The sequence below is a fragment of the Acidovorax sp. sif0632 genome (genome assembly GCF_019218805.1).
Classification (GTDB): Bacteria; Pseudomonadota; Gammaproteobacteria; order Burkholderiales; family Burkholderiaceae_C; genus Acidovorax; species Acidovorax facilis.
Map to the genome: position 1 here is coordinate 51,953 of NZ_JAHUWW010000010.1, position 23,546 is coordinate 75,498.

Annotated in this window: 23 protein-coding genes; 9 read left to right on the top strand and 14 right to left on the bottom strand. The window is 64.0% G+C overall.

The features are described 5' to 3' along the window. Positions 1-45: 45 nt before the first annotated feature. The 3 genes from KW832_RS24525 to KW832_RS24535 all read left to right on the top strand — a co-directional run bounded on the left by KW832_RS24525 (position 46) and on the right by KW832_RS24535 (position 2,146). On the top strand, positions 46-951 hold the full coding sequence (locus tag KW832_RS24525; RefSeq protein ID WP_055398682.1) for a LysR family transcriptional regulator: 906 nt from the start codon (positions 46-48) through the stop codon (positions 949-951). Between the two features lie 376 nt (positions 952-1,327). Further along, on the top strand, positions 1,328-1,636 hold the full coding sequence (locus KW832_RS24530) for a helix-turn-helix domain-containing protein (protein WP_010464095.1): 309 nt from the start codon (positions 1,328-1,330) through the stop codon (positions 1,634-1,636). Between the two features lie 150 nt (positions 1,637-1,786). Beyond that, entirely contained in the window at positions 1,787-2,146 is a 360-nt protein-coding gene (locus KW832_RS24535) for an FKBP-type peptidyl-prolyl cis-trans isomerase (RefSeq protein WP_055398683.1), read from the top strand. Between the two features lie 111 nt (positions 2,147-2,257). On the opposite strand, the gene KW832_RS24540 is transcribed toward KW832_RS24535, so the two are convergent. The 4 genes from KW832_RS24540 to ppsA all read right to left on the bottom strand — a co-directional run bounded on the left by KW832_RS24540 (position 2,258) and on the right by ppsA (position 7,826). Continuing rightward, on the bottom strand, positions 2,258-2,764 hold the full coding sequence (locus KW832_RS24540) for a hypothetical protein (RefSeq protein WP_218301812.1): 507 nt from the start codon (positions 2,762-2,764) through the stop codon (positions 2,258-2,260). A 166-nt stretch (positions 2,765-2,930) separates the two neighbouring features. Further along, positions 2,931-5,021, bottom strand: coding sequence for a VC_2705 family sodium/solute symporter (locus tag KW832_RS24545; protein WP_218301813.1), 2,091 nt, complete (start codon positions 5,019-5,021; stop codon positions 2,931-2,933). Between the two features lie 2 nt (positions 5,022-5,023). Beyond that, a complete protein-coding gene (locus tag KW832_RS24550; protein ID WP_121422795.1) occupies positions 5,024-5,368 on the bottom strand; it encodes a DUF4212 domain-containing protein in 345 nt (114 codons plus the stop codon). A 67-nt stretch (positions 5,369-5,435) separates the two neighbouring features. Beyond that, positions 5,436-7,826 carry a phosphoenolpyruvate synthase gene (gene ppsA, locus KW832_RS24555; protein ID WP_218301815.1) on the bottom strand — a complete coding sequence of 797 codons (2,391 nt, stop codon included), beginning with the start codon at positions 7,824-7,826 and terminating at the stop codon, positions 5,436-5,438. A gap of 264 nt (positions 7,827-8,090) precedes the next feature. Between ppsA and KW832_RS24560 the strand changes: the two genes are divergently transcribed. After that, the gene (locus KW832_RS24560) at positions 8,091-8,912 is read left to right on the top strand and encodes a pyruvate, water dikinase regulatory protein (RefSeq protein WP_055398690.1); all 822 of its coding nucleotides are present in this window, start codon (positions 8,091-8,093) and stop codon (positions 8,910-8,912) included. 171 nt (positions 8,913-9,083) lie between these two features. Here KW832_RS24560 and KW832_RS24565 read toward each other — a convergent pair whose 3' ends face one another. Further along, positions 9,084-10,013, bottom strand: a complete 930-nt coding sequence (locus tag KW832_RS24565; protein WP_218301816.1) for a LysR family transcriptional regulator — start codon at positions 10,011-10,013, stop codon at positions 9,084-9,086. Between the two features lie 109 nt (positions 10,014-10,122). Here KW832_RS24565 and KW832_RS24570 point away from each other — a divergent pair, with 109 nt between their 5' ends. Further along, positions 10,123-11,109, top strand: coding sequence for a 2Fe-2S iron-sulfur cluster-binding protein (locus tag KW832_RS24570; RefSeq protein ID WP_218301817.1), 987 nt, complete (start codon positions 10,123-10,125; stop codon positions 11,107-11,109). A 19-nt stretch (positions 11,110-11,128) separates the two neighbouring features. Here KW832_RS24570 and maiA read toward each other — a convergent pair whose 3' ends face one another. From maiA to KW832_RS24610, 8 genes are all read right to left on the bottom strand, one after another. Further along, positions 11,129-11,767: a maleylacetoacetate isomerase gene (gene maiA, locus KW832_RS24575; RefSeq protein ID WP_218301818.1), complete on the bottom strand. Its 639-nt coding sequence runs from the start codon at positions 11,765-11,767 to the stop codon at positions 11,129-11,131. 14 nt (positions 11,768-11,781) lie between these two features. Continuing rightward, positions 11,782-12,783, bottom strand: a complete 1,002-nt coding sequence (locus KW832_RS24580; protein ID WP_218301819.1) for a tripartite tricarboxylate transporter substrate binding protein — start codon at positions 12,781-12,783, stop codon at positions 11,782-11,784. A gap of 53 nt (positions 12,784-12,836) precedes the next feature. Next, a complete protein-coding gene (locus KW832_RS24585; protein WP_218301820.1) occupies positions 12,837-13,961 on the bottom strand; it encodes a cupin domain-containing protein in 1,125 nt (374 codons plus the stop codon). Positions 13,962-13,992: 31 nt separating this feature from the next. Then, positions 13,993-14,709: a fumarylacetoacetate hydrolase family protein gene (locus KW832_RS24590; RefSeq protein WP_218301821.1), complete on the bottom strand. Its 717-nt coding sequence runs from the start codon at positions 14,707-14,709 to the stop codon at positions 13,993-13,995. Between the two features lie 89 nt (positions 14,710-14,798). Beyond that, positions 14,799-16,094, bottom strand: a complete 1,296-nt coding sequence (locus tag KW832_RS24595) for an NAD(P)/FAD-dependent oxidoreductase (protein ID WP_218301822.1) — start codon at positions 16,092-16,094, stop codon at positions 14,799-14,801. Between the two features lie 20 nt (positions 16,095-16,114). After that, a complete protein-coding gene (locus KW832_RS24600) occupies positions 16,115-16,438 on the bottom strand; it encodes a non-heme iron oxygenase ferredoxin subunit (RefSeq protein WP_121505893.1) in 324 nt (107 codons plus the stop codon). Positions 16,439-16,447: 9 nt separating this feature from the next. After that, complete coding sequence (locus KW832_RS24605) at positions 16,448-16,921, bottom strand: aromatic-ring-hydroxylating dioxygenase subunit beta (RefSeq protein ID WP_218301823.1); 474 nt, start codon at positions 16,919-16,921, stop codon at positions 16,448-16,450. A 2-nt stretch (positions 16,922-16,923) separates the two neighbouring features. Then, entirely contained in the window at positions 16,924-18,249 is a 1,326-nt protein-coding gene (locus KW832_RS24610; protein WP_218301824.1) for an aromatic ring-hydroxylating dioxygenase subunit alpha, read from the bottom strand. 580 nt (positions 18,250-18,829) lie between these two features. Here KW832_RS24610 and KW832_RS24615 point away from each other — a divergent pair. Together KW832_RS24615 and KW832_RS24620 are read left to right on the top strand one after the other, a co-directional pair. Next, entirely contained in the window at positions 18,830-19,171 is a 342-nt protein-coding gene (locus KW832_RS24615) for a hypothetical protein (RefSeq protein ID WP_218301825.1), read from the top strand. Continuing rightward, positions 19,171-19,335, top strand: a complete 165-nt coding sequence (locus KW832_RS24620) for a hypothetical protein (protein ID WP_218301826.1) — start codon at positions 19,171-19,173, stop codon at positions 19,333-19,335. The genes KW832_RS24615 and KW832_RS24620 overlap by 1 nt, the downstream gene beginning before the upstream one ends. Positions 19,336-19,383: 48 nt before the next feature. Here KW832_RS24620 and corA read toward each other — a convergent pair whose 3' ends face one another. Further along, complete coding sequence (gene corA, locus KW832_RS24625) at positions 19,384-20,358, bottom strand: magnesium/cobalt transporter CorA (protein WP_218301827.1); 975 nt, start codon at positions 20,356-20,358, stop codon at positions 19,384-19,386. Between the two features lie 717 nt (positions 20,359-21,075). Here corA and KW832_RS24630 point away from each other — a divergent pair. Both KW832_RS24630 and KW832_RS24635 read left to right on the top strand, forming a co-directional pair. Next, positions 21,076-21,780, top strand: a complete 705-nt coding sequence (locus KW832_RS24630; protein ID WP_218301828.1) for a hypothetical protein — start codon at positions 21,076-21,078, stop codon at positions 21,778-21,780. A gap of 20 nt (positions 21,781-21,800) precedes the next feature. Continuing rightward, on the top strand, positions 21,801-23,543 hold the full coding sequence (locus tag KW832_RS24635) for an ABC transporter permease subunit (RefSeq protein WP_218301839.1): 1,743 nt from the start codon (positions 21,801-21,803) through the stop codon (positions 23,541-23,543). Positions 23,544-23,546: the final 3 nt, after the last annotated feature.

The following is a 23,546-nucleotide window of genomic DNA, read 5'->3' on the forward strand; positions in this document are numbered from 1 at the left end:
CCATATGATTCCAAACAGGAATATCAAACACCTGGAGACAAGCCCATGCGCGATCTGGACCTGCAGACCCTGCGCCTCTTTGCCGCCGTGTGCGAGCAGCGCAGCATCGCGCGCGTGGCCGAGCAGGAGTCCATCGTGGGCTCGGCCATCAGCAAGCGGCTGGCGCAGCTGGAAGACACCGTGGGCACACCCCTGCTACTGCGCAAACGCCGTGGCGTGGTGCCCACCCCGGCGGGCGAAACCCTGCTGGAGCACGCGCGCACCATGCTGGCCAGCGTGGGCCAGATTGAACGCGACATGGCGGCCTATGCCACCGGCACGCGGGGCCATGTGCGCATGCTGGTCACGGCCTCGGTGATGGCCGAATCACTGGCAGACGACGTGGCCGCTTTTCTGCAAGACCCGGCGCACCGCGACATCCAGGTAAGCCTGGAGGAGCGCGTGAGCCCGGACGTCGTACAGGGCATCCGCGACGGCAGTGCCTCCATCGGCATCTGCTGGGACGCGGCCGACCTTACAGGCCTGGAAACCTGCGGCTACCGTACCGACCACCTGGCCGTGGTGGCCCATGCGCTGCACCCGGTGGCCCAGCACCAGAGCGTGCGTTTTGCCGACGTGCTGGACCATGAATTCGTCAGCATGCCCGCACTGAGCGCCGTGCAGGTGTTGCTGGCGCGCGCTGCGGCCGTGGAGGGAAAGATGCTGGCACACCGGGTGCTGGTGTCCAACTTCGATGCGGCACTGCGGGTGGTGCGGGCCAACCTGGCCATCAGTGTCGTGCCGCGCGAAGTGGCCCTGCCTTTTGCCCAGACTGCGCCCATCCGGGTGGTTCCACTGAGCGACCCTTGGGCCCGACGGCGCTTCGCCATCTGTTACCGCAGCGCCCAGATGCTGGCCCCGGCCGCACAGTTGCTGGTCAGCCACCTGGCGGGGCTGGGCCGTCAGGAATGACCGTCTAGCAGCCTGTCAGGCTTGGCGAATGGACCGCAGCGGTCCATTTTTGGCTTCGCCGCTCTTCGAGAACACCGCCTTTTTTGCCCCATAGCCGGGCTATGGGGCTGCAAATCCGGCAAAAACTGTCCTCGCTGGGGCCAGTTTTCGCTTTCGACGCTCTAAGTCCTACAGGCTCCTAGAACCGTGGCCCTACCGCAACAGTTTGACTTGTAACACAGGTTTTTCGGGGTGTAGCGCATGTGTGGTGTGCGTTCTGAGCTACCAAACTTGTAGCAAAATGGGTTCCGCGCTATAGTCTCAGCGCATCACCGGGCCCGGCATTCGCCCACCCGAATGAATATTTGACCCAACACTTGCGCGAGGAGAAGCGTCCATGAGCTCCAAAGAAAATGCCGCCATCAACCAGTTGTTCGAGCGGCTCGAATGCCGTTACGCACTGCGCGTGCTGTGGGCCCTGAAGGACGGTCACCCCCAGACCTTCCGCCTGCTGCAGGACAGCGTGGGGGGCATCACCCCCAACACGCTCAACACCCGCATCAAGGAACTGCGCGAAGCCGGTTTTGTAGACCACGGCAGCGACGGCTACACCGTCACCCCCTCGGGCGCCGACCTGCTCAAGCGCCTGTCGGACGTTCAGGCCTTCGCCACCCGCTGGGTCGCTGGCCGCGCCAAAAAAGCCTGACGCCAAACAGCTCCCCTGCCCCACTCAGGGAAAAGCCCCGCCGGAACTCCGCGCGGGGCTTTCGTTAAAATAGGGGTCAAAAATGCTGCTAGCGCTTAACCATCAAGCGCCAATAGCTCTTTTTTTAATAGCAAACAAGGAATTTCACCCATGGCACTGACCACCACCGCATCCGGCCTGCAATACGAAGACACCACCGTGGGCGAAGGCGCCGAAGCCACCAAGGGCCAGAACGTGTCGGTGCACTACACCGGCTGGCTCTACAACAACGGCGAGCAAGGTGCCAAGTTCGACTCCAGCCGCGACCGCAACGACCCCTTCGAGTTCTCGCTGGGCGCGGGCATGGTCATCAAGGGCTGGGACGAAGGCGTGCAAGGCATGAAGATCGGTGGCCAGCGCACCCTGATCATTCCTGCCGCCCTTGGCTATGGCGCACGCGGCGCGGGCGGCGTGATTCCACCGAACGCCACGCTCAAGTTCGATGTGGAACTGCTCAAGGTCGGCCGCTGAGCACTGCGCCCTGTGACGCACCAAACACAAAGCGGCCTGGGGGCCGCTTTTTTGTGCCAGCACTTCACGCATGAACCTGGTGCGCCTCTCGGGGGAAAGGATCCGGGCGCCTCAATCAAAAAGCGCTTCGTCCAGCCGCTTGAATTTGGCGTCACCCACCGCCTCGCGGATCTTGGGTGCCAGCGCCGCCAGATCCTCAAAGCTGCCCGCCCCTTCCACCGCCAGATTCAACCGGAACCCGCGCAACCCCAGCCCCGCTGTCAGCTCGGTGGCGATGGGGTAGGCCGCCTGGTAACGCTCCTTGGGTGAGCGCCCGGAGCCCTCCAGCGGCGACGCCACCGTCCCCAGATCGGTGGCCGGTGCAGGCTCTGCCGTCGCATCATGCGGGGTGGCAAAAGCTGCAGGCAGAGACTGCCCCGGCAGCGGAGCCAGCAGTCCCTGCGCAATCATGGCCTGGACATCCTCCTGCGTGATCCCCATGGTTGCCGTGGCCGCCAGTATTTCACCCGTGGAGCGCTTTCCGTCAAAAAGAATAAAAGCCGAGCGCTGGCGTGAGCTGAGGCTACCGCGCCGATCCTTGAGCGCTTCCTGCCCTGCCTGCGTTTTGACGAGAACCATGAATCTCCTTGAGCTGAACCATTGTGGTGTTACCGAAGCTCACCCCGACAGGTAAGCTTTTACGCCCCAGATTCTCACGTTTGCGCAGGCTTGGTAATCGGGGTTTACGCATAACCCATTAGCAGGCGCACGGGCAGGGTACTCCAGCCTGCCAACGCAAGTCCCCCTACATCTCGGACCGGATGCGCGGCAGCGCCGGGGCAGGCCGGGTCAGCCAGCTCACCACCACCGTCACCACCAAGCCGGTGGGCACGCCAAACACCCCGGCCGAGACGGGCTGAATACCAAACCACAGCCCGTCTGCCAGCATCCAGCTGGGCAGCGCGCGCATGGCGGGCACATGCGACAGCAGGTAGTACACCGCCACGCCAAGCCCTGCCAGCATGCCCGCCACTGCCCCCTGCCGCGTGGTGCCGCGCCAGAAGATACCCAGCACCATCACCGGCACAAAGGCCGAAGCCGCCAACGAGAACGACGCCGACACCATCGGCAGAATCTCAGAGGGTTTGAGCGCCGCTACAAATGCCGCCGACAGGGCCACGGACAGCAAGGCAAACTTGCTCAGAATCACACGCTGCTCCGGCGACGCCTGGCGCTTTGCGTCCTGAAAATACAGGTCGCGCACCAGGGCGTTGCTGATGGTGAGCAGCAGCCCATCAGCGGTAGACAGCGCCGCCGCCAGCCCGCCAGCCGCCACCAGGCCCGACACCACATAGGGCAAGCCCCCCAGCTCCGGCGTGGCCAACATGATGAGGTCGGCCCCCAGCCGGATCTCTCCAAACTGCACGATGCCGTCAGCGTTCACGTCTTCCACCGACAACAGCGAGCTGTCCACCCGCGCCCATTGGGCCATCCAGGTGGGCAAAGCCTCGAAACTGCTGCCCACCAGGTTTTGCATGACCTCGAATTTCACCAGCACCGCTAACGCGGGCGCACTCAGGTACAGCAAGGCGATGAAAAACAGCGACCACGCCACCGATGCCCGCGCCGCCGACACCGTGGGCGAGGTGTAGTAGCGCGTGAGCAGGTGCGGCAAGCCTGCCGTGCCCACCATCAGGCAGAACATGAGTGCCAGGAAGTTGCGGCGCGTCAGCTCGTAGTCGCGTTGCTCGTCGGGCGTGCCATGCGGGTCACCCACATACGCCTGGCTGTGCAGGGGCAAGCCGCCCAGGGGACGCGCACGCTCGTAGTTCTCGCGCATTTCGCGGGTCCAGCGTTCGCGCGCCGCTGCGGCATCGCGCGGCAGGGCCGCCAGCTCGCGGCTGGCCGTGACGATCAAACCTACATCAGCGTTCTGGGTGCGCAGCGCACGAATGCGCTCCCGCCCTTTCTCGCGCTCACGCTCCAGGGCGCCTTCCACATCACGCAGCCGCGCCTCAAAATCCTGGGCGCGCCGCAGGTAGGTCTGCACCACCTGATGCTCTGCGGGGGAATCGAGCAGCTGCGCTTCCAGGTCGGCGATCTTGCTGATCTGCGCGCCATAGACTGCGGGCGCCAACGGGTTGCCCAATTGTTTGTACGCCAGCCAGGACACCGGGATCAGGAACGCCAGCAGCACCACCACATACTGCGCCACCTGCGTCCAGGTGATGGCGCGCATGCCACCGAGGAAGGAGCACAGAAGCACCCCGCCCAGGCCCAGCATGATGCCGATCTCGAACTGCACACCGGTCAGGCGCGAAGCGATCAGCCCCACACCGTAAATCTGCGCCACCACGTACGTGAACGAACAGAGCACCGCCGCCAGCGCCGCAATCACACGCGGCCACCGGCCGCCAAAACGCACATGGAAAAAATCGGGCACGGTGTACAGGCCCATGGCGCGCAGGTGCGGTGCGATCAGCATCGCCACCAAGCAAAAGCCTCCCGTCCACCCCAGCAGATAGGCCAGCCCCCCGGCCTGCCCCGGTGTGCCGGAAAAACCCTGCAGGTAAAGCGCCCCCGACAGACTGATGAACGATGCGGCACTCATCCAGTCTGCCGCTGCCGCCATGCCGTTGTACATGGGCGGAATGCGCCGACCGGCCACGTAGTATTCCTCGGGGTCGGTCGTACGGCCATAGACACCGATGCCCGCGTAGACCATCACCGTGAGGAACAGAAAAATGGGCCCGATCCAGTGCCGCGAAAGCCCCTGGTGCTCTGCCCAGGTCATCAGCGCCAGAAAGGCCAGCACACCGGTCACATACAGCGCCAGGATGCGGTGCAACCGCCACAGATAGGCCCGGTCGGTGTCGGAAGAATTGTTTTCAGCCATGGTCAGCCGTGGGGGCGGTCCGCGTCGTCCGAAAGGGCGACGGCATCCGCTGCGAGGCGCTCCGCATCCTGCCGTTCGAAGCGGTTCATGGCCCAGCCATAGACCACCACAATGCCAATGAACACCAGCACTGCCCCCTGCGCCGCAATCCAGTAACCCAGGGGCCAACCGCCAAAGACCAGCACTTGCAGGTCCCGGGCGAAGTAGGTGGCACCGAACGACACCAGCGCCCACAGCAGCAGCAAGCCGGCCTTGAGCTTGAGGTGCCGCACATCGTGCAGATCGGGCGGGAACGGGCCCGCCATTTCGGCATCTGCAGAACGCCGGTGCTGCTGCGGGGGCTGCATCACAGGCACAGCATCAGGGACGCAGTGGCGGGTGGTGCAGTCGGCACATGGCAGCCCGGTCGGAGCGTCAGCCTGCCAGTTGCTGCCAGGTGGCGATCACGCTGTCGGGGTTGAGCGAGATCGACGAGATGCCTTCCTTGGCCAGCCACTGCGCAAAGTCAGGGTGGTCGCTGGGGCCCTGGCCGCAGATGCCGATGTACTTGCCCTGGGCCAAGCAGGCCTTGATGGCCTGATGAATCAGTGCTTCGACAGCGGGGTCGCGCTCATCAAAGTCCTGCGCCAGCAGCTCCAGGCCCGAATCACGGTCCAGGCCCAGCGTGAGCTGGGTCAGGTCGTTGGAGCCGATGGAGAAGCCGTCGAAGAACTCCAGGAAGCGCTCGGCCAGGATGGCGTTGCTCGGCACTTCGCACATCATGATGACCTTGAGGTCGTCCTTGCCGCGCTGAAGGCCATGGGTGGCCAGCAGCTTGGTCACGCGCTCGGCCTGGCCCAGCGTGCGCACAAACGGCACCATCACCTGCACGTTGGTCAGGCCCATGTCGTTGCGCACGCGCTTGAGCGCCTCGCACTCCATGGCAAAGGCTTCACCGAAGTCTTCGCTGATGTAGCGGGCTGCGCCACGGAAGCCGAGCATCGGGTTTTCTTCCTCGGGCTCGTAGCGGCTGCCGCCGATCAGCTTGCGGTATTCGTTGGACTTGAAGTCCGACAGGCGCACGATGACGGGCTTGGGCCAGAAGGCGGCGGCAATAGTGGCCACGCCTTCGGCGACCTTATCCACATAGAACGCCCTGGGGCTGGCATGGCCACGGGCCACGGACTCCACGGCCTTCTTCAGGTCGGCATCGATCTGGGGGTAGTCCAGGATGGCCTTGGGGTGCACGCCAATGTTGTTGTTGATGATGAACTCCAGCCGGGCCAGGCCCACGCCTTCGTTGGGCAGCTGGCAGAAGTCAAAGGCCAGCTGGGGGTTTCCCACGTTCATCATGATCTTGGTCTTGATGGGGGGCATCGCGCCGCGCTGCACTTCGGTCACTTCGGTTTCAAGCAGGCCGTCATAGATCTTGCCCGTGTCGCCCTCGGAGCAGCTCACCGTGACCAGCGTGCCGTCCTTCAGCCGCTCGGTCGCGTCGCCGCAGCCGACCACGGCCGGGATGCCCAGCTCGCGCGCAATGATGGCGGCGTGGCAGGTGCGGCCGCCCCGGTTCGTGACGATGGCGCTGGCGCGCTTCATCACGGGTTCCCAGTTGGGGTCGGTCATGTCGGTCACGAGCACATCGCCGGGCTGGACCTTGTCCATCTCGGAGATGTTGTGCACCAGGCGCACCGGGCCGGTGCCGATCTTCTGGCCAATGGCGCGGCCCTCGGCCAGCACGGTGCCATGGCCCTTGAGCTTGTAGCGCAGCTCGGCCTGGCCCTTGGCCTGGCTCTTCACGGTTTCAGGGCGGGCCTGCAGGATGTAAAGCTGGCCGTCGGTGCCGTCCTTGCCCCACTCGATGTCCATGGGGCGCCCGTAGTGCTGCTCGATCACCAGCGCGTAGCGCGCCAGTTGCTCCACGTCGGCGTCGGTCAGCGAGTAGCGGTTGCGCTGCTCGGTGGGCACATCAATGGTCTTGACGAGCTTGCCGCTGGCGGCCTTTTCCTCAGGCGTGGAGAACACCATCTGGATCAGCTTGCTGCCCAGGTTGCGGCGGATCAGCGCCTTCTTGCCTGCCTGGAGCATGGGCTTGTGCACGTAGAACTCGTCGGGATTCACGGCGCCCTGCACCACCGTCTCGCCCAGGCCGTAGCTGCTGGTGATGAAGACCACGTCCTCAAAGCCGGACTCGGTATCGATGGTGAACATCACGCCGGCGGCGCCCAGGTCGGAGCGCACCATGCGCTGCACACCGGCCGACAGGGCCACCACATCGTGCTCGAAGCCCTTGTGCACGCGGTAGGAAATGGCGCGGTCGTTGTACAGCGACGCGAACACTTCCTTCATCTTGTGCATGACTTCGTCGATGCCCACCACGTTCAGGAAGGTTTCCTGCTGGCCTGCAAACGAAGCGTCGGGCAGGTCCTCTGCCGTGGCCGACGAGCGCACGGCAAACGAGGCGGCGGGGTTGCCAGCGCTCAGCATGGCAAATTCATCAGCAATGGCCTTTTGCAGGTCGGCCGGGAAGGGCTGGGCCTCGACCATGGCGCGGATTTCTGCACCGACTTGTGCAAGCGCGCGCACGTCTTCGGTGTCCAGACTCTTGAGCTTGGCGCTAATGCGGTCGGCCAGGCCGTCATAGGCCAGGAACTCGCGGAACGCGTGGGCGGTGGTGGCAAAGCCCGTGGGCACACGCACGCCCTGCGGCAGCTGGGAGATCATCTCGCCGAGGCTGGCGTTTTTACCGCCAACGACCTCGACATCGGTCATTCTCAGGTTTTCAAACGGTACGACCAGGGCGGTCGGGCTGAAAAGTGCAGACATGGGAAAGCTCCAGAAGTTGAAACCGGGTCTGCGTGCCGGGCCCTGGATGGCTCCTGGCAGGCGGCCATGCACGGCCTGAGGCTTTGTCGTTGTGGTTGTGGGCCGACGCGGTGCATGGTGAGAATTGGATAATTGTGACAATTGTAGGCCCGCGCATCTGGCAGCGGGCTGACGCTTTCACGCGACTTACGCAAATCGGGCAATCACCACTTCTTTGTGGTGGCAACCCGGCTGGCGCAAGCCGCATCCAAAAAAAGGGGCTCCATGCACTCGCGCACCGTATTTTTTGTCTCTGACGGCACCGGTATCACCGCCGAAACCTTCGGCAACGCCATCCTGGCCCAATTCGAGATGAAGCCGCGCCATGTGCGCCTGCCCTTCATCGACACCGTGGACAAGGCCCACCAGGCGGTGCGGCAAATCAACCACACCGGCGAGGTCGAGGGCAAAAAGCCCATCGTCTTCACCACGCTGGTCAACATGGAAGTGCTCAAGGTCATCCAGGACGGCTGCAAGGGCATGCTGCTCGATATGTTTGGCACCTTCGTCCACCCGCTGGAGCAGGAGCTGGGCATCAAGTCGCACCACCGTGTGGGCCGCTTCAGCGACGTGAGCCGCAGCAAGGAATACACCGACCGCATCGAAGCCATCAACTTCAGCCTGGCCCATGACGACGGCCAGAGCAACCGTGACCTGGCCGGTGCCGACGTGATCCTGGTGGGCGTGAGCCGCAGCGGCAAAACGCCCACCAGCCTGTACCTGGCCATGCAATGTGGCCTGAAAGCCGCCAACTACCCGCTGATCCCCGAAGACTTCGAACGCCGCCAACTGCCCCCTGCCCTGGTGCCGTTTCGCAGCAAGATCTTTGGCCTGACCATCAGCCCCGACCGCCTGGCCGAGATCCGCGCCGAGCGCCGCCCCAATTCGCGCTATGCCAGTCTGGAGAACTGCCGCATGGAGGTCTCCGAAGCCGAGGCCATGATGCGCCGCGCAGGCATCCGGTGGTTGTCCACCACCACCAAGTCGATTGAAGAGATTGCGACGACCATCCTGCAGGAGATTCGGCCGGAGAGGCTGGTGTATTGAGCAGCGTTGCATGGCAAGTACGACCCAACCTCCCTCGGGGGCCATGGCGGATTCATGCAAAAACAGGCTCTACCGCTCTACTGACAAGCGCAACACGCTATAAATAATATAGCAATGTTTTCACAGAACCGGTGGTGCAGTCTGGCTTGCGCCGCAAGCCCCGCCCGCAGATCACGGCAGACCACCTCCTGCGGGGCCATCGCCCCCAAACAATTCAAACACCATGCTGCGCAGCCATTGGTTCACCGGTTCGCGGTGCACCTTGGCGTGCCAGAACACGCTGATGGGAGCGTCAGGCAGTTTGACGGGGTGCGTGCGCAGCACCAGGCCAAAGGGCTCGACCAGCTTGAGCGCCAGCCGCTCGGGCACCGTCGCCACCAGCGCCGTGCTTTGGAGGATGTGGCCCACGCTCACAAAGTGCGGCACGCTCAGCCGCACCAAGCGGTCGATGCCAGCCTTCTGGATCAATTCATCCACCTTGCCGTGCCCCGTGCCCGCCGACACGATCACCAGGTGCTCTGCCGCCTTGTAGTCCGACAGCAGCAGCTTGGGCCGATCCAGCGCGTGGCCCTTGCGGAACAGGCACACATAGCGCTGGCGGAACAAGCGCCGCTGGAAAAACCCCGCTTTCAGCTGCGGCAGCAGGCCAATGGCCAGGTCCACCTTGCCAGCCTCCATGTCTTCGCGCAGATGGGCAGCGTTGTTGCGCACGGTGTTCAGCGTGACGCCCGGCGCCTCCCGCCCCAGGCGCTCCAGCAGCGCGGGCAGGAAGACGATCTCGCCAATGTCCGTCATGCCGATGGTGATAGTGCGCTTGAGCGTTGCGGGCGTGAACTGTGTGCGCTGGTTCAGCCCGCTGTGGATCATGCCCAGCGCATACCCCACGGACTCGCCCAGTTGTTCGGCAAAAGGCGTGGGCACCATGCCGCCCGAGGTGCGCAAGAACAACTCGTCGCCAAAAATGCGCCGCAGCTTGGCCAGCGCGTTGCTGACCGCAGGCTGCGTCAGCCCCAGGTTGTCGGCCACCTTGGAAACGCGCCGCTCGACCATGAGTTGCTGAAACAGCACCAGCAGGTTCAGGTCGATATCCGATAGCTCCATCGCCACTCCATCAGCTCGGGTGATATGAAGTGGCGATGGTATTGCAGCCAGTGATTCGCAGGCGCTTTCGTGGGCACAATGGGCTGGATGAAATCGAACGCAGCCCGCCATGGACATCCTCGTTCAGCCGCTTAACCGCGTGATCCGCGCCGAGCCCGGCGTGAACCTGCTTGACGCCCTGCGCGCGGCGCAGGTTCCGATGTCGTATTCATGCCTGTCGGGCCGCTGCGGCATCTGCCGCTGCCGGGTGCTGTCTGGTGAGGTGCTCGATGGCGGGCGCGAGCAGCAGCGTCCGCTGGACGGCGTGGACGGTGCCGTGCTGGCCTGCCAGACCTATGTGACCGAGCCCTGCACCATCGAAGTGCCCGCCCCCGGCGAAGCCGTGGTGCACCGTGCGCGCGTGGCCAAGGCCACCGTGGTGGCCATCGAGCTACTGGCGGCAGACATCCGGCGCCTGCTGCTCAAGGTGGCAAAACCGATTGCGTTTTCTCCAGGTCAGTACGTGCAGTTGGGTTTCACGCCGACGCATGTGCGCCCCTACTCCATGGCAAACCTGCCGGGCGAACCGCTGCTGGAGTTCCACATACAGCTCATGCCCCAGGGCCGGGTCAGCAGCTACATCGCCGGGCAGCTCAAGGTGGGAGACAAGGTCAAGGTCAGCGGGCCACTGGGTGCGGCCTATCTGCGCCAACAGCACACGGGGCCCATGCTGTGCGTGGCTGGGGGCACCGGGCTGGCGTCGGTGCTGTCGGTGGTGCGCGGCGCAGTGGCCGCCGGGATGCGCAACCCCATTCACCTGTACATCGGTCTGCGCTCGCCGCGCGAGCTGTATGGCCTGGCATGGCTAGAACATCTGCGCGGCGTGCACCCTGCCCTGCAGGTGCATGTGGTGGTGGCATCAGGCGCCGACCCTGCCACGCAGCGGCGCGGGCTGGTGACCCAGGCCATCGAGCAGGACCACGCGAGCCTGCAAGGCTGGCAGGCCTACCTGTGCGGCTCGCCCCCGATGGTGGAGACCACCACGCTGCTGGCGCTGGGCAAAGGCATGGAGGCGGCGCACCTCCATGCCGAGGCTTTCTACATGCAGGGCGACTGAGGGGTCAGAGCCTTCAGGCTCAGCCCGCATCCGGCTGCGCGCTGGGCGCCGCCTTGCGGAACGCTTCCAGTTGCCCGCAGGCCGCGTCCACCGCCTGCACCAGCGGCCAGCGCGCCAAGTCCACCTGGAAGCGGCGCGCGCTCTCCACCTGCGGAACCAGGTACACATCGGCCAGCGTAGGGGTGCTGCCAAAGCAGAAATCACCGCGTTGCGGGTCTTTCGAAAACAGAGCCTCGATGGCATCAAAGCCCGCGCTGATCCAGGTGCCGCACCAGTCGTTCACGGCAACCTCGTCGGCACCAAAGCGGTGGCGCAGCGCCTCCAGAATGCGGCGGTTGTTGATGGGGTGGATGTCGCAGCCCACGATGGCGGCCAAGGCGCGCACCTGGGCGCGATCGCCTGCATCGGCGGGCAGCAGCGGTGGGGTGGGATAGCGCTCTTCGAGCCACTCGATGATGGCGGGCGACTGAATCATCAGGCGCTCGTCGGCCTCCAGCACGGGCACCAACTGCTGCGGGTTGATGGCCTTGAAGGCATCGCCCAGATGTTCCTCGCGCCGCAAATCGACCGCAATCTGCTCGTAGGCCAGCCCCTTGAGGTTGAGCGCAATGCGCAAGCGGTGGGATGTTCCGCTGCGGAAGAAGGAGTAGAGCTTCATGGTCAGTCTCTGTGTCAGTCCAGGGCAATCTTGGCGCGCTTGACGACTTCACCGAACGTGCGCGAATCGCGTTCGATGGCCTTGGTGAGTTCGGCGGGCGGGCCAATGTAGGGCTCAAACCCGAAGGTCGCCAGGCGCTCCTTGACCTCTGAAGTGGCCAGCACCTTGCCCACGTCGGCATTGATCTTCTCGATGGCGGCCTTGGGCGTGCCAGCAGGCGCGAACAGGCCCACCCAGGTCTTCACTTCAAACCCAGCCGGGCCGCCCGCTTCGCCCATGGTCGGAATGTCGGTGAAGCCCGCCAGACGCTGGGGTGCGGCCAGGGCCAGAAACTTCACCTTTTTGGCCTGGAACATTGGCCCGGCCGTCGCCGCCGTGCCAAACGCCCACTTGATGTCGCCCGTGGCCACAGAGGTGTAGACGCTGCCCATGTCCTTGTACGGCACATGCATCATCTTCGTGCCCGTTGCTGCCTCCAGACTCGCCGCGCCCACATGGGCCACGCTGCCGATGCCCCAGGAGCCATAGGTGATGTCGCCCGGCGCCGCCTTGGCCGCCTTGATCAGATCGCCCACATCCTTCCAGGGCGAGTTGGCCGCCACCACCACAAAGAAGTTCGTGAAATACACCGGAGCGACTGGCTCAAAGTCTTTCACCGGGTCATAGGGCAGCTGCTTGAACACATGCGGCTGCAGGGCCATGTGCGTGTTGTCCACCTGTAGCAGCGTGTAGCCGTCTGGCGTTGCGCGCTTGGCATCGCCGATGGCGATGAAACCGTTGGCCCCTGGTTTGTTGTCGATGACAAGCTGCTGCCCCCAGTTGCGCGACAAGCGCTCGCTGAGGATGCGCATCACCGCGTCAGGGCCGCTGCCGGGCGAATACGGCGCGACGGAGCGAACGGGTTTGGCGGGGAAGGTCTGCGCCACGGCGTTGGGCACGCTCGCGGCGGCCACAAGCGCCAGCGCGCAAAGCGCCAGGGCAGGTCTAAAAATCTGTGAACGAATGGCGGTCAGCATGGGGGTGTCTCCTTGGTTTTATGAAAGCCGAATCCGGCTTGGTGAGTGATGGATCAAACAGTGACTTGCGCACGGTGGCTGTGCAGCGCCTCAAAAATCGGTGCGTCGCTGAAGCGGAACAGGTCGAGTGCGCCAGCGGCCGATGCCTGGGCTGAGAACGGTTGCCACGACGGCACCACAAACAGGTCGCCCCGCGCCACCTGCCAGGTGCGATCCCCCACCGTGACGGTGCCGCTGCCTTCAAACACCTGGAACACCGACGAACCCACCTCGCGGTGTACCCGCGTTGCACCGCCCGCACGCACGCGGTGCATTTCGGTCCGCATCGTGGGCAACACATCGGCGCCGGTGGTGGGGTTGGTAAAGCGCACCGCCGCGTGCCCGGGGCTCAGCGTGCCCGCCTGGCCTTCGTCTTCCAACGCGAGCTGATCGGCCAGCGCGCGGTCGGTATCCACCCAGCGGTAGGCCAGCAGGGGCGTGGCGGGCTGCGCCTGCACCATCGATACCGGGCGCAGGCCCGGGTGGCCCCACAGCCTTTCGGAATAAGAACGCTCGGCGGTGGTGCGCTCGGCGGGTGGGAGCTTCTCGCGCCCCACTTCGAAGAACTGGCTCTCGGTGTAGTACGAGAACGGAATGTCCAGGCCGTCGATCCAGGCCATGGGCTCTGTAGCAGCGTTGTGGTGGGCATGCCAGTTCCAGCCGGCCTGGGGCAAAAAGTCGCCGCGCGACATGCGCACCGCATCGCCATTGACCACGGTCCACACGCCCTCGCCTTCCACCACAAAACGAAACGCGTGCTGCGTGTGCCGGTGCTCGGGGGCGTCTTCGCCAGGCATCAGGTACTGAATGGCGGCCCACAGCGTGGGCGTGGCAAACGGGCGCCCACCCAGCGCAGGGTTGGCCAGCGCAATCGCACGGCGCTCGCCGCCACGGCCCACGGGCACGATGGCGCCCGCCTGTGCGGCCAGGGCCTTCAAGCGGTCCCAGCGCCACAGATGGGGCACGGCCTTGGATTGGGGCTGGCGGGGCATCAGGTCGCCAATCTGCGTCCAGAGCGGTACCAGCAGCTCTTGCTCAAAGCCCCGGTACAGCTGCTCCAGCTCGGGCGTCGGATCGGGCTGGCCCTTGCCCGCAACGGCGTGCAGCCGCACGGGGGAAGGCGTGAGGTCGGTGGTCATGGTGGGTTTGTCTCCTGGATGTGGTTTTTTCTTATTCCGCCGGGCCAACGTGGAGCACGATGCTGCCCACGCCTTCAATGCGGCCTTCAATGCGGTCACCTGCCAGCACGGGGCCTACGCCCTCGGGCGTGCCGGTAAAGATCAGGTCACCCGGCTGCAGGTGGTAGAACTTGGACAGGTCGGCAACTAGCTCGGGGATGTTCCAGATCAGCTTGGACAGGTCGGACTTCTGGCGCACGGTGCCATTGACCGACAGCTCCAGGTCGCCCTGGCCCAGCACCACCTGCGGCATGGGCACGATCTCGGAGACCACGGACGACTGCTCCACATCCTTGCCCAGGTCCCACGGGCGGCCCTTGTCGCGCGCCACCAGCTGCAGGTCGCGGCGCGTCATGTCCAGGCCGCAGGCATAGCCGTAGATAAGGCGCGGCGCATCCGCCTCGCTCACGCGAAAGCCGGGCGCACCAATGGCCAGCACCAGTTCCATTTCGTGGTGGTAGTTCTGGGTGCCGGGTGGGTAGGCCACGGTCGCGCCAGACTCGACCAGCGTGGACGGTGCCTTGGTGAAATAGAACGGAACCTCCACCGCCTTGTCCACCGGGCGCCCCATCTCAACCGCATGCGCGTGGTAGTTGCGGCCCACAAAGAACAGCCGGTGGATCGGCAGGCGCTCGCTGCGGCCACGCACAGGCAGCGAATAGACGGGGGGCGGGGTCCAGAGGTAAGTGGGTGACGTGGTTGCGGTCATCGGTGGTTTCCTTAGCGGGTTGTCGTGTTCGGTTCTGGTGGGCTTGGGTGCGGGTGCGGGCTTCTGTGCTGCTCGGCATCCATCTGGGTTCACAGCTTTGCCATCGGCGTGTCCAGGTCTGCCAGCCGCTCGGCATCCACCGGCTTGCGCTGCTCGATCAGCCTGCGGGCAAAGCGCAAGTCACGCGCTGCGTTGGCCCCTACGGCGGCCTGCACCACATCGCCCGCCAGGTAGAACAGCACAAAGCTGCCGCTGGCCGGGTCGCCGCGCTGCACCACGCGGTGCGCAGGCGTGGGCATGCCGTAGATCTGCAGGTTCATGCCGTACTGGTCGGACCAGAACCAGGGCAGCGGTTGGTAGTCCACGGCCTGGCCCAGGGCCGAGCGCGCGGCGGCCATGCCCTGCTCTTGCGCGTTCTGCCACGATTCAAGCCGCAGGCTGCGGCCCGCCCAGGGGTTGGGTGCCACGGCCACATCGCCTGCGGCCAGGATGTGGGGGTCGGACGTGCGGCATTGGGCATCGACCAGCACGCCACCTTCGCAAGCCAGGCCCGCCTCGCGGGCCAGCTCGTCGTTGGGCACCAGGCCAACGCCCAGCACGATGGTGTCGCACGCCAGCGCGCTGCCATCGGCCAGCAAGACCTCCGAGCGAATATCTGCGCCGTCTGCGCCATCTGCAACGCGGGCAAAGCCCCGCACCCCCGCGCCCAGCAGCACGCGCACGCCCTGGGCGCGGTGCAGCGCCAGCAGATACGCCGAAACCTCTGCAGGCACAGAGCGTTCACACAAGCGGCTTTGCGTCTCCACCACCACCACTTCCGCGCCCTGCTGGCGTGCGGTGGCCGCCACCTCCAAGCCGATCCAGCCACCGCCCACCACCACCACGCTGCGGCCGGGCCGAAGGGCCGGGGCCAGCGCCTGCGCATCTTCAATGGTGCGCAGCGTGTGCAGCGGCACCTGGTCTGCCCCCGGCAAGGCAAGCCGCCGGGCGCGCCCCCCGGTGCACAGGATGAGCTTGTCGTAGGGCTGCGCTGTGCCATCCGACAACAGCACCTGCTTGGCAGCGCGGTCAATGCGGTGCACCTGCACGCCGGGCCGCCATTGCACCGCCAGTGCGTCAAAGGCCTCGGGTTTCATGAGGCGCGTGCTCTCCGGCGCGGCTGCGCCCGAGAGCACCGCCTTCGACAGCGGTGGCCGCTCGTGCGGCGGGTGGGCTTCTTCACCTATCAGCACAATCTGGCCCGCAAAGCCTTCACTGCGCAGCGTTTGCGCTGCCCAGCCGCCCGCCTGGCCCGCACCGACGATCACGATGGTGGAAGCCGGGTGCGCGTTAGAGCCTTCATGCGGCAATGCAGCGGCCTCGACCTCAGGTCGTTCAGCAGTCATGGGGGGGCTCCTTGAGAGGTTCAGTCCAGGGCCAGCCACACGCGGCCGCCCTCGATCTTCACGGGGTAGCTGCGCAGCGGCTCGGTGACGGGCGCGCAGGTGGGTTTGCCGTTGCGCACGTCAAACTTGCCCTGGTGCAGAGGGCATTCGATCTCGTGCCCTTCCAGAAACCCATCGCACAGGCGCGCATGGCCGTGGGTGCAGATGTTGTCAGTGGCAAACACCTCGCCGCCCACGCCATACAGCGCAATGTCGCGCCCGGCCACGGCCAGGCCAATCACGTCATCCTCGGGCACATCGCCGTGCGCGGCGGCGTCAATCCAGTTTGTCGTCATCGTCGTCATGGCGGTTCCTCAGATGGGGTAGATCAGCGAGTTGGGGATCATCTCGCTGTCGTAGACGACGAGGCGCGATGCGAACTTCAGGCCCTCGGGCGTGGGCACCACCTCATCCAGCGTGCGCCCTACGTTGAACACCGTCGATTCCTTCGACAGGCGTGTGCGCAGCACTGCATAGTTGGCCTCGCAGTGGATGCGGCCATCGGCATCCACCTTGTGCACCAGCGGCACACCCACCACATGGCGCTGGTAGTAGGGGTCGTGGAACAGCGTCTCGCGAATGCCGTAGACGCGGTCTTTCAGCATGCCCTTGCTGTCAAACGCCAGCGTGGCCAGCGGGAACCCGCGCTCGTGGTTCTCGCGCGGCTGCAGCTTGTAAACGCAGTTCTCGATAAAAAACTCTGGCCACGCCTCCCAGTCCGCCGCGTCAAGTGCGCGGGCGTAGCGGGCGTAGAGCTGGTTCAGTTCGAAGTAGGTCTGGAAGTCCATGGTCAAGCCTCCGCCTCCATCACCTTGCGCCAGTATTCGTACATGCCCCGGATCAGCGTCTCGGTCACCATGTGGTCCGTGTCGCCCACATCGCGCCCGCCCAGCTCGGCCAGCGTGCGGTGCGCGGGCTTGGTCTCAAAGCCCTCTTGCGACCACTCGATCACCTCTCCATCGTCGGCCGACACAAAGCCCGCCGGGCCGAACAGATTGGCCTGGCGCAGGCGGCGCTGCGTCATCTCCTCGCTGTCGTCTTCAAAGCCAAAGTGCGTCCACACAAAATCAAAAGCGCCTTTGCCATCCGGCTGGATGTGGCGCGTGGACACGCTGTTGACCTGCTGTTGAAAGATCACGCTGGGGAACACGGTCATCATCACCGCCGTCGGCACAGATGCCGGCGCATTGGGCACCGCTGCACCCTCCCCGCTGGCTGCGGGGGCCGGGCCCGCCCACCAGTCCTCCTGCGCAATGTCCAGAAAGCGTGGGTCGTTCAGCTCCATGCCCGCCTTGAAGCTGGACACCTGCGTCACATCCGCCGCCTTGCCCGCCGCGCCACGGGTCGAGACCATGGCCGCGTGGCGGTGCTGCGCATCCATCAGCAGTTGCGACTTGTTGTCTGCACGCCAGAGCCCAAAGGTAACGAACCAGGTGTGCAGCAGGCCGGGGTGGTACGGGTCCTTGATGTTCTCTTGCATCAGCTTCCAGTTGCCCGGAATGCGCTGGCGGTTGTAGCCCAGGATGGTGAGCTTGCGGCCATTGAACAGCCGGTCAAAGTAGCCCAGGATGGTGGGGCCCAAGAATTCCTCCAGCGGCTCCACGCTGTGGTCAAACGACGCAAACACCACGCCGCCACGGGTGGCCACCTTGAGCTTGGTCAGCCCATGCTCTGCCGGGTTGAAGTCCGCAGGCATGCCGCCGTTGACCTTGCCATCCTGCTTCACGCCACGCCGAAACGGCACGCCCTGCAAGTCGCCCGACAGGGTGTAGTTCCACTGGTGGTACGGGCAGGTCAGGCTCTCGCGGTTGCCATGCCGCTCGCGGCAAAACGCCATGCCACGGTGGGCGCAGACGTTTTCCACCACATGGATCGAAGCATCCTTGTCACGCACCAGCAGCACCGAACGCTCGCCAATCACCGTGCGCTTGAAATCCCCCGCGTTGGGAATCTCCGCCTCCAGGCCGACATAACACCAGTGCCCGTTGTAGAAAAAACGGTCCAGTTCCTTGCGGTACAGCGCCTCATCGGTATAGGCCTGAAAAGGAATGCGGCTGGTGCCGTCCGTCTCCCAGCGGATCTGCTGCGGGAACACGGTCACGGGGCATTCATACATGGGCGTCTCCTTTGTTTTTTGTCATCGCCAATCAATCAGTCGATCCATCGATCCATCAGTCTTTCGGGGCCGGTGCGGATGCACCCAGCGCCTGGGGATCGATCATTCGCGCTGCAGCAATATCAGTCAATGGAACGCTGGTGATGTTTCACATCACTCAGGTGAATATGACTCTGATGGAGGCGCAGGAGATTGCTGCACCATGCGGCGGTGCAAGGCGCGCAAGGCCACGCTGCATGCGGGTGGCATGAGCGAGCCAAACGGGAGTGGGTGCTGGGGCGGTCGGCCGAGAACCTCTACCGATGGGTCTGGGCCGGGCGGACAGCCTGCGTGGCAGGGAGGCCGTTGGAGACAATGCATCAGCCGATGGGTGGCTGGGCCATGCGAGGGCATTTCAAATCAGCTCAGATCAGCAGGGGCTGCTTTGCAGCGATAGCAGCCGATCAATGAGGCTATGTGTATTCACGGTTTTAGCTGTACTCCGGTCATCGAGATGCGCTGAACACGGTGGTGCTAGGGATAGGCGTCCTGAAACTCGCGACCGCATTCCCAAGCGATAGATTCGAGTCAGCATTGAGGGATGGGACATACCACCGTCGAGTTCATACGAGGCTTCAACGCTGTAGTCTATAAATCTGAAAAGATCTGTTGGGTGGTCAGGTTTGCGTGGACATCAACAGGTTGGCAACGAATAGACGTGATCCGCGTGGCGGCGCCACTGTCACGCGCCTTGATCGCAGCGCTCTTTGTGCTGGCCAGCAATACGCTGCTGCGCCCTGTGGTCAACCGCATCAACCGCCACCCGATTGACGAGGAGCTGACGGAGGCCGCCTATCCGGTCTTCATGGTGTGCCAGCGCGAAGCGCAGGCCGAGGCTCAGGACAAGCTTGTGCAGCTGCTGGAGATGCCGCCAACTATCTAGTGCGCGATCTCGACCAGCATGCATTTTGGCAAACCGACACGGAGATTGAGGCGACCCTCTATGCCACAGCAGTCGACTCGGAGGAACTCGACCGTGTCGTGGCGCAGTTGGAAGCACAACCCGGTGTCCTGCAGGCATTCTGGAATGCCAGAGCCGAAAACTGACAGGACGGGTTGCGGACTCGTCGACGAGAAGCTACCCGCATCGGACAGCTACAGCCAGCGCGCGCGCTTGAATCTCCAGTAGAGGAAAGAACACGCTGCAGCCATGACTCCCAGCGCCATGGCGTACCCGTACTTCCATTTCAGCTCGGGCATGTTCTCGAAGTTCATGCCCCAAACCCCGGCAAGCGCAGTCCATATCGCAAAGATACTGGCCCAAGCGGCTAGACGCTTTGTGACCTCGTTTTCTTCGATGGCCACCATGGATAGGTTGACCTGAATGGCAGTTCCGATGGTGTCGCGCATGCCCTCGATCAGCCCGTTGATGCGTATCAGGTGGTCTACAACGTCTCGAAAATATTCCTGCGAGCCAGCACAGATCTGAGGTACCCGGCCACCATGGAGCTTGCTCACTCCTTCAAGGAGCGGTGAAACCGCGTGCTTGAGAAGCATGACGCGTTGCTTCAGGTTATAGAGCTGCTCAATGCTGTCGCGAGCTGCCTTTTTCGTGAAAATCTGGTGCTCGATCTTCTCCAACTCCACTTCCAGTGCATCGATGATGGGGAAGTAGCGATCGACCACTGCGTCCATCAATGCATAAAGGACAAAGCCGGAGCCGTTGCGAAGCAAATCAGGCTCTCGTTCGCAGCGATCTCGCACGCCCAGGAATCCTTGCTTGCTGCGATTGCGAACCGATAGCACATAGTTGGGCCCAACAAAGACATCGACTTCGCCTGCGTTGAAATGCCCTTGTCGTTCAGACTCAGGTTCAAGCAGATGCATCACGACAAACAGCGAGTCGCCATAGTCTTCCACTTTCGGCCGCTGATGGCCATGGTGCGCGTCCTCTACAGCCAGTTCGTGAAGACCAAACTCTTCACTCATTTCCTTGAGCTCCTCGGGCGTTGCCTCGGCCAAAGCTACCCATACGAAACAGCCTGGTCTGATGATGTATTCACTAATGTCGGCGACAGGAATGTCCGCCAGCTTCGCGCCGTTTTCGTAGGCAACGCAATTGATCAGCATGGGTACCTTTGTAAAATTCTCCGAACTTGTATGGTGCCATGCAGCGCATTCGCGCCCGCCGGAGATGTGAGATGACATGAAACTCGCTCGCATGCGCTTACGTCGGCTGATTGCCGTGTCTTGGCATCGAGCCCAAACAGATCGAGACTTGCGATATACGCCACATTCAAGCTACTACTGCGTTGTGCTGCGTGGTCGGGGACTGACTATGAGAGGCTTGGCAGCGCTCATCATTCTTTACAAGCGAAGCGCTCGCATAAAGATTTCATAAAAATTGCAGCTCTTGGCTTGACGCTCGGTTTGGTGCAGTGCAATATCCGCCCCGTCATCACTTCGGAGCCGTGCGCGTGGACAGTGCCAGTTGTAGATCAGGTGTGAAGAGCGCCCTTGCGGGTGCGGCACATTCGGCTGCTTAGCGCTTCGATCCGCGCTGTGCGCCGCATGGCCGCAGCGATGTGTTTGCCCTCGGCGGCAAGCCATTTCTCCACGTTTCACCACAAACCGGGCCGCATTTGCCGCGTGCTCGTCACACCCCATCTTTCCAATGCAGAAGCCTGCGGGCCGCATCAGCGGCGCGTGGCTGCGCCACGCCCGGCTGTTTTCAAAGCCCGCAGAAAGCCCAAGGCCAAAGAAGCCAGAAAGAGTCCCATGAGCCGAAAAGAACCCAGACCCTGTGTATCCGCAGCAGGCTGCGCGCGCGGCCCGTTTCTCCCCAAAATGCGCTCCGTGAGAATCGTGCGCCCCGGCCTGTCTGCTCGCCGCCGCCTGGGCGCTGCGGTTGCCGTCCTGGGTATGGCGTTTCAGGATGCCCATTCAGCGGGCGGCCACCACGCCGTGGATGACGCCGCCATCCTGGAGCCCGGCCAGTGCCAGGCCGAAACCTGGGCCGACCGGGAACGTGGCGGAGGGCGCACGCTGGTGCACCTGGGGCCTGCCTGCCGGCTTGGTCCGGTGGAACTGGGCCTGAACCTGGACCGCACGCGCTGGGCTGGCAGCGACACGTCTGTGACCGCAGGCCCCCAGGTCAAATGGGCCGCACCGCTGACCGAATCGCTCAGCGTGGGTGTCGTGGTATCGGCCACATGGCAGGACACGCGGCCTCGGTTTGCTGGCAGCACCGTGTTGTTCCCCGTGACCTGGCAACCGGTTGAAAGCCTGGCAGTCCATATGAACCTGGGTCGTGATTTCCGCCGCCAGGGGCCGGATCTCAACCGCAGCGGTGCAGCTCTGGAGTGGGCCGCTACGCCGCATTGGTCGCTGGTGGCTGAACGCTTCCGCGAGAGCGAAGCCAACTTCTGGCGCCTGGGCGCACGCTACGCGGTGAGCGATGCGCTCAGCGTGGACCTGAGCCAAGCGCGGGGCCTGGCAGGCGCTGCACCCGCCTGGTGGACCATCGGGCTCAACTGGGCCTTCCAGCGGTGATGACCAACATGCACCGCACCCTGAAATACACCGCGCCCCAATTGGCCGTCAATGAAAGCCCTCGCGACTTCGGCTGGGTGGATGGCCTAGTTCTGCTGGGCTTGATGGGCCTGCTGTGGAGCGCCTTGCACTTTGGCAAAGGCATGCTCGTGCACTTCGACGCAGCAAGCACGCCCCAGTTGGATGTGTCGCCCAGCCAGATCCCCTACTACGCTGGGCGCACGCTGCTGCGCATGTGGATCGCGTTCGGCTTTTCGCTGTTCTTCGCGATTGCCGTGGGCTACCTCGCGGCCAAGAGCCGCGCCGCCCGTGAGGTCATCCTGCCGGCGCTGGACGTGCTGCAGTCGGTGCCTGTGCTGGGCTTTTTGTCAGCCACCGTGGCGGGATTCATGGCACTGTTTCCCGGCAGCCTGCTGGGTGTGGAATGTGCCGCCATCTTTGCAATCTTCACGGGGCAGGTGTGGAACATAGCCTTTGGTTTCTACCACTCGATGGTCACCATCCCCACCGACATGCAAGAGGCTGCGCAGAACTACGGCCTGAGCCGCTGGCAGCGATTTCGCACCCTGGAGCTGCCAGCCTCGACCCACAGCCTGATCTGGAACTCGATGATGTCCTTCGGTGGCGGGTGGTTCTTTGTGGCGCAGAGCGAAGCCATCAGCGTGATGAACAAGGACATCAAGCTGCCGGGCCTGGGCTCGTACATGGCACAGGCCATCGAGCTGGGCGACCACAGGGCCGCACTGTGGGCGGTGCTGGCCATGCTGGTGCTGATCCTGGTCAGCGACCAATTGGTGTGGCGGCCCCTGCTGGCCTGGGCCGACAAGTTCAAGATCGAGTTGACGGAATCTGCCGCGCCAGCCACCTCGTGGGTCTACAACCTGCTGCGCCGGGCCTATGTGTTCAGCTGGCTCGGCCGGGCGGTGTGGCGGCCACTCACGGACGTGTTGCAGGGCCTGGTTCTGCGCCAGCGGCCTGGCACGGTCAGCGCTGTGCGAAAAGGCAACCCCTGGCCCCTGCGCATCGTGGGCCTGGCTGCCGCAGCGTGGCTGGGCTTCGAAGTATTGCGGGGCCTGATCGCTGCCATCTCTGCGCTGCACGGTGCGGTCACGCTGGGTACCGTCGCCCACATCGTGGGGTTGGGCTTACTAACCCTGCTGCGTGTGATGGCCATGACTGTGCTCGCCACGCTGATCTGGACCCCCGTCGGGGTATGGATCGGGTTCCACCCAAGGGTGGCGAAGTGGGCTCAGCCACTGGCACAGATCGGCGCGTCGTTCCCCGTGAACATGACGTTTCCCATCGTGGTGGGCTTCTTTGTGGCCACGCAGACTCCGATGAACTGGGGCAGCATCCTGCTGATTGCCATGGGCACGCAGTGGTACATCCTGTTCAACGTGATCGCCGGCGCCATGGCGATCCCCAACGACCTCAAAGAGGCCGCGCGTGTCTATGGCCTGCGCAACTGGGCGCTGTGGCGCACTTTGATCCTGCCTGCGATCTTCCCTTTCTGGGTCACCGGGGCCTGCACGGCGGCAGGCGGTGCGTGGAACGCCAGCATCGTCGCCGAACTTGCCACCTGGGACGACACAACCTTGCAGGCCGATGGCCTGGGTGCCTTCATTGCACAAGCCACCAAGACGGGCGACACGCCGCTCATCATCACCAGCATCGCGGTGATGTCGGTCTTCGTCCTGCTGATGAACAAACTGATCTGGCGGCGCCTGTATGCGTTTGCAGAACGCCGCTTTCGCCTGGATTGAACA